The organism is Leisingera sp. SA32, assembly GCF_056033425.1.
In genome coordinates this window covers 348,917-360,686 of sequence record NZ_JBVYHB010000002.1, presented here as the reverse complement: position 1 = coordinate 360,686, position 11,770 = coordinate 348,917, and the positions used below count along the sequence as shown (strand labels likewise).

Annotated in this window: 10 protein-coding genes; 7 read left to right on the top strand and 3 right to left on the bottom strand. The window is 66.5% G+C overall.

What is annotated here, in order from left to right; genetic code table 11:
• The first annotated feature begins 167 nt into the window (after nucleotides 1-167).
• The 7 genes from AC0IPL_RS04350 to AC0IPL_RS04320 all read left to right on the top strand — a co-directional run bounded on the left by AC0IPL_RS04350 (nucleotide 168) and on the right by AC0IPL_RS04320 (nucleotide 8,126).
• Nucleotides 168-1,829, top strand: coding sequence for a transcriptional regulator (locus AC0IPL_RS04350; protein ID WP_474272426.1), 1,662 nt, complete (start codon nucleotides 168-170; stop codon nucleotides 1,827-1,829).
• Between the two features lie 271 nt (nucleotides 1,830-2,100).
• Nucleotides 2,101-4,746, top strand: a complete 2,646-nt coding sequence (locus AC0IPL_RS04345) for a methyl-accepting chemotaxis protein (protein WP_474272425.1) — start codon at nucleotides 2,101-2,103, stop codon at nucleotides 4,744-4,746.
• 83 nt (nucleotides 4,747-4,829) lie between these two features.
• Complete coding sequence (locus tag AC0IPL_RS04340) at nucleotides 4,830-5,438, top strand: VOC family protein (protein WP_474272424.1); 609 nt, start codon at nucleotides 4,830-4,832, stop codon at nucleotides 5,436-5,438.
• A complete protein-coding gene (locus AC0IPL_RS04335; RefSeq protein ID WP_474272423.1) occupies nucleotides 5,435-5,956 on the top strand; it encodes an N-acetyltransferase family protein in 522 nt (173 codons plus the stop codon). The genes AC0IPL_RS04340 and AC0IPL_RS04335 overlap by 4 nt, the downstream gene beginning before the upstream one ends.
• Before the next feature lie 9 nt (nucleotides 5,957-5,965).
• Nucleotides 5,966-6,664 (top strand): TerB family tellurite resistance protein, encoded by a 699-nt coding sequence (locus AC0IPL_RS04330; RefSeq protein WP_474272421.1) that lies wholly within the window; start codon nucleotides 5,966-5,968, stop codon nucleotides 6,662-6,664.
• Nucleotides 6,645-7,640 (top strand): endonuclease/exonuclease/phosphatase family protein, encoded by a 996-nt coding sequence (locus AC0IPL_RS04325; RefSeq protein ID WP_474272420.1) that lies wholly within the window; start codon nucleotides 6,645-6,647, stop codon nucleotides 7,638-7,640. Before AC0IPL_RS04330 ends, AC0IPL_RS04325 begins: the two co-directional genes overlap by 20 nt.
• 87 nt (nucleotides 7,641-7,727) lie before the next feature.
• Nucleotides 7,728-8,126, top strand: coding sequence for a hypothetical protein (locus AC0IPL_RS04320; RefSeq protein ID WP_474272419.1), 399 nt, complete (start codon nucleotides 7,728-7,730; stop codon nucleotides 8,124-8,126).
• Between the two features lie 34 nt (nucleotides 8,127-8,160).
• Here AC0IPL_RS04320 and AC0IPL_RS04315 read toward each other — a convergent pair whose 3' ends face one another.
• The 3 genes from AC0IPL_RS04315 to AC0IPL_RS04305 form a co-directional block, all read right to left on the bottom strand.
• Nucleotides 8,161-9,780: a Ppx/GppA family phosphatase gene (locus AC0IPL_RS04315; RefSeq protein ID WP_474272417.1), complete on the bottom strand. Its 1,620-nt coding sequence runs from the start codon at nucleotides 9,778-9,780 to the stop codon at nucleotides 8,161-8,163.
• 65 nt (nucleotides 9,781-9,845) lie between these two features.
• Nucleotides 9,846-10,541 carry an HdaA/DnaA family protein gene (locus AC0IPL_RS04310; RefSeq protein ID WP_474272416.1) on the bottom strand — a complete coding sequence of 232 codons (696 nt, stop codon included), beginning with the start codon at nucleotides 10,539-10,541 and terminating at the stop codon, nucleotides 9,846-9,848.
• 4 nt (nucleotides 10,542-10,545) lie between these two features.
• Nucleotides 10,546-11,619, bottom strand: a complete 1,074-nt coding sequence (locus tag AC0IPL_RS04305) for an AI-2E family transporter (RefSeq protein WP_474272415.1) — start codon at nucleotides 11,617-11,619, stop codon at nucleotides 10,546-10,548.
• Nucleotides 11,620-11,770: the final 151 nt, after the last annotated feature.

Below are 11,770 nucleotides of genomic sequence, written 5' to 3'. Positions count from 1 at the left end.
GAGGACAGACAGGCGCTGGTCCTTGTCGCCGGGGGGCGGGTCGGCCTGTCGCGCATTGGTTGCTTAAAATATCAGTACAATGCAACTAAAGATTGCAAAGCGCCCGCGACCCCTGCAAGATGATCGTGTTTTCACTTTGGTCTTTTTGTGTTTTGCGGGGTGTTGGAATGACTGTCCTTCTCAGAATTAGCCGCTTCGGCGCGTTTGGGGTGTTTCATGCGGATGGTCGCAGCATCCCGCTGGGGGCCAAGCACCAGGCGCTTCTGGCCCTGCTGAGCACGGCTGAGGGCGGTATTCGCACCCGTGCCTTTCTGGAAAAAAACTTGTGGTGCCTGGCGCAGGCGGAACAGGCCAAGGCCAGTCTGCGCACGGCCCTGTCGACCCTGCGCCGCCACCTGGGACCGGAGGCCGCAAAGCTGCTGTTTGCCAATCGCGAGCGGGTGATCCTGGATCTCAGCCGGGTTAATCTCGACACGGCCACCGCTGGCGGACCAATCTTCATGGAGGGGTTCGAGCTGCCGCATGAGGAGGCGTTTCGCACCTGGCTCAGCGACACGCGTCGCGATCTGGCCCGCAGTGCCGCGCCCGCCAGTGCGATCGCGGCCCCGCTGAACGGGCGCGTGGTGCTGGACGGGCTGCTGCCGTCGATCGCGGTCCTGCCGTTCGCGCAGCGTCAGCCGGAGGGCGGCGGCGGCGTGCTTGGGGACATGATCGCCGAGGAACTGTCGCGCCACCTGTCGCGCAGCTGGGCCTTTTCGGTGACCTCCTACATGGCGTCGCGGCAGCTGGACCCGCAGCGCCTGCGCCCGGCAGAGATGGCCGATACGGCGCAGGTCAGCTATCTGGTGTCGGGCTCTGTCACCGCGGACGGCAGCCGCTTTCGCGCCCAGATCGACCTGCATGACGCCGCCCGCGAAACGGTGATCTGGTCACGCAGTTTCGAGGGCAGTCGCGCCAGCCTGATGCAGGGGCGCAGCACGGTGCTGCGCAATGCCACCCAGCAAATCGGCCAGACCGCCGCGGGTGAAGCGGTGCGGATGGTGGGGTTCCAACCCTTGCCTGACCTGCAAAGCCACACCCTGCTGATGGCCGCCATCGCACAGATGCAGGAGATGGAGGCGGAGACGTTTCAGCACGCGCATGATCTGCTGCTGACCGTGCTGGAGCGTGAGCCGGACCATGCGCTGCCGCTGACCTGGATGGGGTTCTGGCACGCCATGCGGGTGGAGAAGGGGCTGTCGCCGAACCGCGAGCAGGATTGCCGCCTGGCCAGCCGCATGGCGGATGCCGCCATCGCCGCGGCACCGGGGTTTTCCCTGGCGCATACGCTCAAGGGTTTGATATCCAGCCATCTTCTGTTCCGCTTTGATCTGGCGCAGGATGCCTACGACATTGCCCTGCGGGACAATCCGAACGAGGCGCTGGCGCTGCTTTTGAAAGGCGCGACGCTGGCCTATCAGGACCTGCCCGATCAGGCGGTGGAGCTGACCGACGCCGCGCGGCGGTTGTCGCCCTTGGGTCCGCAAAGCTATTACTTTGATGCGATCTCGGCGCTGGCCAACCTGACCGCCCGCGACTTTGGCCGTGCCATCGAACTGGCTGACCGCTCTCTGCGCTCGAAACAGGCCTTCCCGGTGCCGCTGCGCTCCAAGGCGATTGCGCTGCAAATGTCGGGCCGCAGCACCGAGGCTCGCAACACGGTTGGCAAGCTGCTGAAGGCGGCGCCGAAATTCAGTCTCTCGCAGTTTCAGCGCGACAACCCCGCCGCGATGAGCCCGACCGGACAGGAGTGGGTCAGCGCCCTGCGCGCCGCGGGCGTGCCGGACTGACCCGGCCTGCCAGGGCGTCGGGTTTGCCGCGGGGGACGCCGGTCCCTTAACCGCCGCCGCGGCTCGTTAAAAAGCGAAACGTTTGGTGGCCCGCTTGCCCCGCGTTTCTTACGGTTTCTTTACCCCGTTGCGGTCCATTCGGCTGGATGGAACAGGCGGCCGGATCGGGGTCGCCCTGTATCTGCCATATCTCTGCCCTGCCGGGCCGCGGCCGTGCGTGGCCGCCCCGGCCCGGTGCGGGGGGCTGGCGGCGGCTGCCACGGAAGAGACCATGACTGTACAAAACGACCTCCGTAAGAAACGGCATTTCAGACCCTTCTCCAGCATCGGAGCAAAAATCACGCTGATCCTCATGGCGATGGGCGCCGCGGCGGCGGCGGTGGGGTTGCTGGTGTCGCTGGTGTTTTCGCAGGTTGGTAGCCAGATGCAGGTGCTGACCGGCGAAAAAGTGCCACAGCTGGCGCTGAGCCGCCAGCTGACCGATGCCGCCGCCCGCACCAAGGATGTGATGATCGCGCTGTTGCAGGCTGGCGACGCAACCGAGCTGGCCGCCGCCGAGGCGGAAGCCGCCGCCGCCATTTCGCATCTTCAGGCCAGCGCTGCCGGGCTGGGCGGGGCCCATCAGGCGCAGTTCCAGGCCGAGGCCGCGACGGCGTCCGAGCGGCTCAACAGCCTGATTGCCGCGCGCAGCGGCGCGTTTCGCAACCAGGTCATGATCGACATTCGGACCTCCAGCCTGCAAACGCTGGGCCAAACGGTGCAGATGCGGCTGTCGGACGTGGCGGATGCCGCGCGCAGCGGTCTGATGGAGGGCGGCGAGAGCACGATCTCGCAGGTGGACGCGGCGTTGAAAATGCTGGTGGAGCAGCAGTTTGGCGACCTCCAGACCCTGCTGGAAGCCCGCGCCGACATCAGCATCCTGTCGGGGGCCGCGCTGGCGCTGGGGCATGTGCGCGACGTGGCCACCAAACGCGAGTTGAAGACGATGGCCAAGACCGCGGGGGCGCGGCTGAAGCCGGTATTGGCGCAGCTGGGCGATCTGGGCGTTGATGCGGCCGCGGGCCAGCAGATCAGCGCGTCGGTGGCCCTGTTCCAGTCGACGCTGTCGGCCAGCCGCAAGGAGTTGAAGGACAGCCGCGGCGCGGTTCTGGCCGCGCGCAGTACCAGTCTCGCACCGCTGACCGCGGCAATCGAAAGCATGACCCGCAGCCTCTCAGATGCGGCGGCGCAGGCCAGTGCAGGCAACCGCGACACGATCCAGCAGCTGCTGGACAACCAGGTCGGCGTGCTGCTGCAACTGCTGGAGATGACCAGCTGGATCAATGCCTTCCAGGTGGCGGCATTGGACATGGCGGCCGCCACCGATCTGGACGCGGTCGAGATCGCGACGGAGTCGTTGCAGGGGGCTGCGCAAGCGCTGGAAAAGTTCTTTGACTTCGAACAAGGCGTGTTCCGGACTGAGCTGGAGGCCATGATTGCCATGGCAGATCCCGCCAGTGGTCTGCCGCTGTTCAAGGCGGCGGCGCTCAAGGCCTCTGCCGAGGCGACCGAGTCCGCGCAGGCGACGGTGGACGCGGTGCTACGCTTTGCCCGTAGCGCCAGCGAACTGGGCACCGGAAGCCAGCTGGAGATCGCCTCCATCGCCGATGGGCTGGCGGCCGATGTGCAGGCGGCGCAGCGACAGATGCAGATGTTGATGGCGGTGGCCGCGGCGGTGTTTGTGGCGGCGCTGTTGCTGACCCGGATCCTGATCCTGCGACCGCTGGCCAACATCAGCGGCACCACCGAGCGGCTGGCGGCTGGCGATCTCAGCCCGGTCACCGGTTATGAGCGCGCCAGCGATGAAATCCGCCGCATCGCCAACGCGCTGCGGGTGTTTCGCGACGGTCTGGTTGAAAAGGCCGCGGTCGAAGCCGCCGCAGAAGAAGAACGCAGTGCCCGGCTGGCGGAGCAGACCGCCGCAGTCAGCGCCATCGGGGCTGGCCTGGAACGGCTGTCGCAGGGGGATCTGACCGTGCGCATCCAGGATGAGATGGGCGAGGGCTATGTCAAGCTGCGCGATGATTTCAACGCGGCGCTGGACAAGCTGGAGGCGTCGATTCGCCGTCTCAGCGCCAGTGGGCTGTCGATTGCCGGCAGCAGCACCGAAATCTCTGCCGCCTCGCACGACCTGTCGGGGCGCTCTGAACGCACCGCGCAGACCCTTGCGGGCACCGCCGCGGCGGTGAACCAGCTGTCGGTGTCGATCACCGGCACGGCGCAGGCCTCGGGCGAAGCCTCTGCCTCGGTCGAGACGGCGCGTCGCAATGCCGACAGCAGCAGCGACGTGGTGGAACGGGCCTATGGCGCAATGGAGGCGATCAAGGAGAGCTCGCAGAAAATCTCGCAGATCATCGGGCTGATGGAGTCGATTGCCCAGCAGACCAACCTGCTGGCGCTGAACGCTGGGGTGGAAGCGGCGCGCGCAGGCACTGTCGGCAGGGGCTTTGCCGTTGTCGCCTCGGAGGTGCGCACCCTTGCGCATCGTTCCAAGGAAGCGGCGACCGAAATCGCGGCACTGGTTGCCGAGGCCAGCGAGAACGTCGATCTGGGCGCCGGGCTGGTGGACCAGACCCGCGCCGCCATCGACGAGATCTCCACCTCCGTGACCAGCGCGGCGGATCTGATGAAGACCATCTCCCGCGCTGCCACCGAACAATCCGGCAGCTTGCAGGAAATCAACGCCGCCATGGCCAGCCTTGACGACGCCACCACCCGCAACGCGGGCCTGTTTGAGGAAGTCACCGCCTCCAGCCAGGGGTTGTCGCGCGAGGCGCAGGCCATGTCAGAGGCGATCGGCGCCTTCCGCACCAACGAGGATCCGGCTCCGCAGCTGTCGGAGGCGGACCTGCAAGAGCCCTTCGCCATGCGGGCCTGATCGGCCGGGCAGGCCCATTCACGTCTTGCGCCCTGCTGCCGGTTGGCTAGTCTCTGGCCGACAGGCCGCAGAGGGAGCGCGCGATGGAACTGGATCACCTGGCCGTGGCGGGCGCCACCCTGGCGGAGGCCACCGCCCATGCTGAGGATGCGCTGGGCATAAGGTTGGGACGCGGCGGCAGCCATGCGCGCTTTGGCACCCATAACCGTCTGATCGGGCTGGAGGACGGCCTGTATCTGGAGGCAATCGCCATCGACCCTGACCAGCAGCCACAGCAGCGGCCACGCTGGTTCGATCTGGACCGTTTCACCGGCCCGGCGCGGCTGGCGCATTGGATCCTGCGGGCCGAGGATCTGACGCAGGAACAGGCGCTGCTGCCGCCACATGCCCGCAACCCGGTGCAGATGCACCGCGGTGACCTGCGCTGGCTGATGACGGTGCCCGCGGACGGCGTGCAGCCCTTTGACAACGTCTTTCCCTCGGTGCTGCAATGGCAGTCGCCGCCGCCCGCCGCCAGCCTGCCGCAATCGGGCTGCCGTCTGCGTCGGCTGACGGTCAGCCACCCCGAGGCCGCCGCCCTGCGCTTGGCACTGGCCCGCGTCCTGGCCGACTCGCGCCTTGTGGTCGAGCCGGGCCAGCCCGGTTTGTTGGCAGAGTTCGACACGCCGCACGGGGTCCGGCGGCTGGCATGAGGATCCGCGCTGCCACCGTCGCCGACGCTGAGGCCTGCTGCGCCATCGCCAATTGGGTGATCCGCGACACGCTGGCCACCTTCAACACGGCTGAAAAGACGCCGGAGCAGGTCGCGGCACTGATCGCGGCCAGCGGGGGCGGCTATTTCGTGGCCGAACAGGCGGGCCAGGTGCTGGGCCATGCCTATCACTTTCCGTTCCGCGCGGGACCCGGCTACCGCTTTACCGCCGAACACAGCATCCATCTTCTCCCGGCGGCGCAGGGGCAGGGCGCGGGACGCGCCCTGATGCAGGCGCTGGAGACGCAGGCAAAACAGGCGGGGCTGCATGTGCTGGTGGCCAGCGTCAGCAGCGCCAACCCCGGCGCCATCGCCTTTCACGCAGCGCTCGGCTATGTGGAAACCGCCCGCATGCCGCAGCTGGGCTGCAAGTGGGGGCAATGGCTTGATACTGTTTTCATGCAGAAAATCCTGACACCGGGCATTCCCGCCCCTGACAGCGGTGCCAATCCGGGCTAGTCTTGCCGCATGTCTCTTTGGTCCCGCATATCCGACGCGCTGGCGGCGCTTGCCAATGGTGAAAGCCTGGCGCAGGTGTTTGACCGGCTGCGCGCGCCACCCGAACGCACCGTCGGCTTTGCCATCGCGGTGATCGCCTTGGGGGCCAAGATGGCCAAGGCCGATGGCCAGGTCACCCGCGATGAGGTCACTGCCTTCCGCGAGGTGTTTCAGATCGCCCAGGCGGATGAGGCCGGTGCGGCGCGGGTGTTCGACATGGCGCGCACCGATGTGGCGGGCTACCGCGAATATGCCGCCCGCGTGCAGCAGATGTTTTCTGATGATCCCTCCCCACTGATCGACCTGATGGAGGGTCTGTTTCACATCGCCATGGCCGACGGGTTCTACCATCCCGGCGAGAACGAGTTTCTGGAGGAGGTGAGCCGCATCTTCGGCCTGTCGCCGCAGCAGTTTCAGGCGCTGAGGGCGCGGTTTGTGCCCGATGCGCCCAAGGATCCCTACACGGTTCTGGGGGTCAGCCCCGACATGCCCACGGAGGAGATCCGCAAGCACTGGCGGCGGCTGGTGCGCGAAACGCACCCGGACGCAATGATCGCCCGCGGCGTCCCCGAAGAAGCGGTGCGGCTGGCGGAAAAACGGATGATCGATATCAACCGCGCCTGGGACCAGATCAACGGATGCTGCGGCAATGCGGCTGGCCACCTATAACATCGAATGGTTCGCCTATCTGTTCGACAGGCAGGACACCCTGTTGCTGGACGCCGCGCGGTCCGGGCGCCACGGGGTTGACCGTTACACACAGGGCCGTGCGATTGCCCATGTGCTGCGTCGCATCGATGCCGACGCGGTGATGGTGGTGGAAGCCCCCAACACCGGCAAGACCCAGCGCAGCGCCCGTGCGCTGGAACGGTTTGCGGCAGAGGCGGGGTTGCGCTGCTGCGAGGCGGTCAGCGGCTTTTCCAATGATACCCGACAGGAAATATCGCTGCTCTACGACCCGCAGGTTCTCAGCGCCCGCCACGACCCGCAAGGGACCGCCCAGGTCCCGCGGTTCGACAGCGTGTTGCCGATGGATCTTGACGTGGATGCGCAGGCGGACGAGGTGCGCTTTTCCAAACCGCCGCTGGAGCTGGCGGTCACCACCCGCGGCGGCACCGCGCTGCGGATGATCGGCGCGCATCTGAAGTCCAAGGCACCGCACGGGGCCAGGTCCGACCGCGAGGTCACGGCCATTTCCATCGCCAACCGGCGCAAGCAGCTCGCGCAGGCGATCTGGCTACACCGGCGGGTCGCCGACCATGTCGCGGCGGGGGAGCACGTGGTGGTGATGGGCGACCTGAACGACGGGCCGGGATTGGATGAATACGAGAAGCTGTTCGGGCGTTCCTCGGTCGAGATCGTGATGGGCGATCTGCTGAACGACCCGCACGGGCAGGCGCTGACCGGTCCGCGCCGGGATCCACTGCCCAGCACGTCGCGCTTTTACAACATGGAAACAAAACGCTACTTCTATGCGCTGCTGGATTATGTGATGATCTCGCACAGCCTGATGGACCGCCAGCCGCATTGGCGTATCTGGCATCCGCTGGAGGATGCGGAATGTCAGGCCGATGCGACCCTGCGCCAGGCGCTGCTGGATGCCTCGGACCATTTTCCGGTGACGCTGGATCTGCACCTGGATTGAGTTGGGGCGGGATCGGAGCTGCGCGGCGGGTCCGTTTCTCTGAACCTTCCCCTGTTCGAAGCCCGGGGCAATGCTTATATTGCCCCTATGAAACAGCTCCTTTTGCCCGCCACCGTTGTCGCCATGCTGACCAGCCCGCTTGCCGCGCAGGACGCGGCAGAGCGCGAGGCGCCGGGCGGTTCCGGCTCCAGCCTGATGGAGCGCGGGGCAGAGTTGTTCCTGCGCGGGTTGCAACAGGAAATGGCCCCCGCGTTGGAGGATCTGCAAGGCCTGATGCAGGACATCGGCCCGTCGATGGGGGCGTTCCTGTCGCAGATGGGGCCGGCCCTGGCCGAAATCGCCAAGGAGGTGGAGGACTGGAGCGTCTATGAGATGCCCGAGATCCTGCCCAATGGCGACATCATCATCCGCCGCAAGCCCGAGGAGGACACGCCGGACATCGCCCCCGAGGGGGACCTGCCCGACGGCAAGGCCATCGACATCTGAGAGTGGCCAAAGCCCGCCGCAGGCGCGCGCGGTGTCACCCCTGCGCCGCAGGTCCCGCTGACGGTTTTTGCGGGGCATCGGTCGGCAGTTCGGCGGCGCGGTCGGGTTTGCCAAAGCTCAGCACCACCTCAGCTTTCAGCGCCTTGGCCAGCGCATTCAGGCGGTTCTCGGCCACCTCGCCGTAAAGCGGCCGCGCCGCGTCGGGCAGGGCGGCGTGCAGCACCCGCTTGCGCGGCTGCCAACGCAGGGTGCCGATATCCCCCTTGCCGGACACCATCAGCATCGCGCCAAAGCGCATCGCCCGCCCCAGCACCTCCGCCTCGTGCTGGCCCTTTTCATCCAGCAATGCATCAAGATGGTCAAAGGCACTGCCCTGACGCTTGTTGCTGTAACGGTGCAGCAGCGCCAGCCCCAGGAATACCCGCTCGGAATGTTTCAGCCCGCCCAGGTTTGCGCGGGTGGCATTGTCAAAACAGACCTCCGCACGGTAGTCGGGATGCGCGCGCCAGCTGACGTCATGCAACAGGCAGGCGGCCTTGACCAGGCGCCGTTTGCTGTGGGGGGCGGTGCTGAACAGGGGGCTGACAAAATCATACAGCGTCTTGCCAAAGCCGGGGATGCGCGCGTCCTTTTTCTCGGCAAAGCGCGAAGCCTCGATCAGCGGATCACGCTCGCGCAGGCGCTGTGGCATCTGTTCGTACAAAAGCCCTTCGCGGATGCCATAGCTGGACACCGCGATGTCCTTGGGCTTGAAGGTTTTTATCAGCCGGGTCAGCACGTCGATCGCATAGGGCACCAGCGCCATCCGGGTTGAGGAAATGCCGCAGACACTGCGCAGCTTGCCGAGATCACGGGTGTCGATGAAGCGGGCGGTTTCGCGCACATCGCGGGCACTCATGCGGTATTCATGCAGCACCTTCAGCGGGTAGCCGCGCCGGTGCATGTCGATGCGGGCAATCGCCCGCCAGCTGCCGCCGACCAGGAACAACCGGTCGCGCTGGACGCCCATTTCTTCCTGCAACTCGTCGATGACCTGCGCGATATAGGCCTTGCGACCGCGCCGCCCGCCCTTGATGTCACGCAGTTTCAGCGGCCCCAGCGGCGAGGTGTCCCGACGGCCCACGGTGTTGGCCTGGATCTCCGCCAGCTCCATCGACGACCCGCCAATGTCGCAGACCAGCCCATAGGCGCCGGGCCAGCCCAAAAGCACCCCCTGCGCCGACAGCCGGGCCTCCTCGCGGCCGTCGATCACGTGGATCTTCAGCCCGGTTTCACGCAGCACCTCGTCGCAGAACTCCGGCCCGTCGGAGGCGTCGCGCACCGCCGCCGTTGCCACCGCCGACAACGGCGGCAGCCCCATGCCACGGGCCAGCTGCTGAAACCGGCGCAGCGCCGACAGCGCCCGCTCGCGCCCCTCGGGGTTCAGGCGGCCCGATTCCGACAGGCCCGCGCCCAGGGCGCACATGATCTTTTCGTTGTAGAAATAGGCGGGGCTGCGGGCGGCGCCGTCAAACACCACCAGCCGCACAGAGTTGGAGCCGACGTCGACCACCCCCACCCGTGACAACGCCCGCGCGCCCGGATCGTCAAAGATCGGGCGGCCGAACGGGCCCCAGTCGGTGTTTGCGGCGGCAGGTTCCGAGGTTAGGGTCATGGGGATTCCGTCTTGCAGTCTTGGGGGGAGGATGGGCCAAGGCAAGGGCCGGGTCAACCGCTTGCCTATGCGGCGTTTTCCGTGCCTTCCTGGCGGATTTCCGACAGCGCCCGCACCGCCAATGGCCGGGTCAGGCTACGCTTTTCCGCCAGCGACAGGTGATCCAGCCGCCCCACGATCTGCGCCGCGGCGGCAAAGGAGCGGTGCATATGCGCCACCAGATAGGGGATCACATCCGGTTTCGGCGTGATCTGGCGGTCGGTGAACAACTTGGCCAGCACCACCGCCAGCAGCTGGTCGTCCGGCGGTTGCAGCTCGGCATGGGTGGCGGCCTGTACCCGGCTTTGCAGGTCCGGCAGGCTGAGCCCCCAGAGATTGGGGGCCATCTGCCCGGTCATCACCAGCGCGTGGCCCTGCGCCAGCACCAGGTTGTGCAGGTGAAACAGCAGGCTCTGCCGGTCGCGGTCGGTGCGGATGTCGGGCACGTCCTCGATCACCACCGGGCCATAGGCCAGCTCTGTCACCAGCGTGTCGGTCAGCGTCCTTGCGGGCAGGATCCGCGCCCCGGTCTGGCTGGCCCAGACATGCGCCAGATGGGTCTTGCCCGCGCCCGCCGGCCCGGTCAGCACCAGCTTGCCGCTGGGCCAGGTGAACTGCGGGTCCAGCAGTGCCACCGCCATCGCGTTGGAGGGAGCTACAAAGAAATCATCGCGCCCCAGCGCCGGTTTGCTTGGCAGGTCGAAGCTCAGCTGTTGTGCCATCGGATCACTCCACCCCCGCGTCGCGGTGGCCCTGCCCCTGGTAGAGGCGGCTAGCGAGGTACTGGTCAGTCAGGAACCGCGCCACCACCCCCAGCGCCGCCGCCACCGGCACGGCGATCAGCATGCCGACAAATCCGAACAGCGCGCCGAAGACAGACAGCGCCAGCAACAGCCACACCGGGTGCAAGCCGACGGAGTCGCCAACCAGCTTGGGGGTGAGGAAATTGCCCTCCACGATCTGGCCGAGCACGAAGATGCCCGCCACCAGGCCGATGGAGAGCCAGTCGCCCCAGAACTGGAACAGCGCCAGGCCAATGGCCAGCGCGCCACCAACCAGCGCGCCGAGGTAGGGGATGAAGGTCACCAGCCCGGCAATGAACCCCACCGCCAGGCCAAAGTTCAACCCGACCAGCATCAGTGCAACCGCGTAGTAGGTGCCCAGGATCAGGCAGACCGTGCCCATGCCGTGAATGAAGGAATGCAGCACCTTGTCGATTTCCGCGGCGATGTAGCGGATCACCGGCTGGTGGTCGCGCGGCAGCAGCTCGTCGATGCGGGCGATCATCCGGTCCCAGTCCAGCAGCAGGTAGACCGCCACCACCGGCACAATTACCAGAAGCACCACGATATTCAGCAGCGACACCGCGGATTCCAGCGCGGTCTGGAACAGCGCCATCGCCCGCGATTGCAGGGTTTCGCCGAGAGAGGTGACCGCCTGGTGGATGCGGGTGTCCTGCTCAAACAGCGAGGGCACATGTTCCACCGCAAAGGCGCGGGCATCTCGGATCAGCTGCGGCATCACGTTGATGAGGTCGATCATCTGGTAGATCAGCGTCGGGATTACCACCAGCATCAGCAGCAGAAACACCAGCAGCGCCCCGATGGTGATGGTGGCGGTGGCGCCGGTGCGGCTCATGCCCCAGTCTTCGAGACGGTCGGCGATGGGGTCGATCATATAGGCAATCGCCGCGCCCAGGATGAAGGGCAGCAACACATTGCCGAGCGCCCACATCACCACGGCAAAGACCACCGCGGCAACGCCCCAGAATTTGAACTGTTTCTTCGCTGGTAGCGCCATGGTCCGTCTGCCTGTTCTGCCCGTCTTGCCCGTTCTGCCAGTCTTGTCTGCCCGCGTCCGAGGTCACCACGATCTCAGGCGACAGTCTTCCCCGATGCGCGCACCCCATGCAAGGGGCAGGCGGCAATCGTCTGTGGGCAAGGCGGGGATA

Excerpts from the sequence above, each read along its gene's own strand:
- AC0IPL_RS04350 (WP_474272426.1), top strand. The coding sequence starts at position 168 with ATGACTGTCCTTCTCAGAATTAGCCGCTTCGGCGCGTTTGGGGTGTTT.
- AC0IPL_RS04310 (WP_474272416.1), bottom strand. The coding sequence starts at position 10,541 with ATGGCACAACAGCTGAGCTTCGACCTGCCAAGCAAACCGGCGCTGGGG.
- AC0IPL_RS04335 (WP_474272423.1), top strand. The coding sequence starts at position 5,435 with ATGAGGATCCGCGCTGCCACCGTCGCCGACGCTGAGGCCTGCTGCGCC.
- AC0IPL_RS04340 (WP_474272424.1), top strand. The coding sequence starts at position 4,830 with ATGGAACTGGATCACCTGGCCGTGGCGGGCGCCACCCTGGCGGAGGCC.
- AC0IPL_RS04330 (WP_474272421.1), top strand. The coding sequence starts at position 5,966 with ATGTCTCTTTGGTCCCGCATATCCGACGCGCTGGCGGCGCTTGCCAAT.
- AC0IPL_RS04325 (WP_474272420.1), top strand. The coding sequence starts at position 6,645 with ATGCGGCTGGCCACCTATAACATCGAATGGTTCGCCTATCTGTTCGAC.
- AC0IPL_RS04320 (WP_474272419.1), top strand. The coding sequence starts at position 7,728 with ATGAAACAGCTCCTTTTGCCCGCCACCGTTGTCGCCATGCTGACCAGC.
- AC0IPL_RS04315 (WP_474272417.1), bottom strand. The coding sequence starts at position 9,780 with ATGACCCTAACCTCGGAACCTGCCGCCGCAAACACCGACTGGGGCCCG.
- AC0IPL_RS04345 (WP_474272425.1), top strand. The coding sequence starts at position 2,101 with ATGACTGTACAAAACGACCTCCGTAAGAAACGGCATTTCAGACCCTTC.
- AC0IPL_RS04305 (WP_474272415.1), bottom strand. The coding sequence starts at position 11,619 with ATGGCGCTACCAGCGAAGAAACAGTTCAAATTCTGGGGCGTTGCCGCG.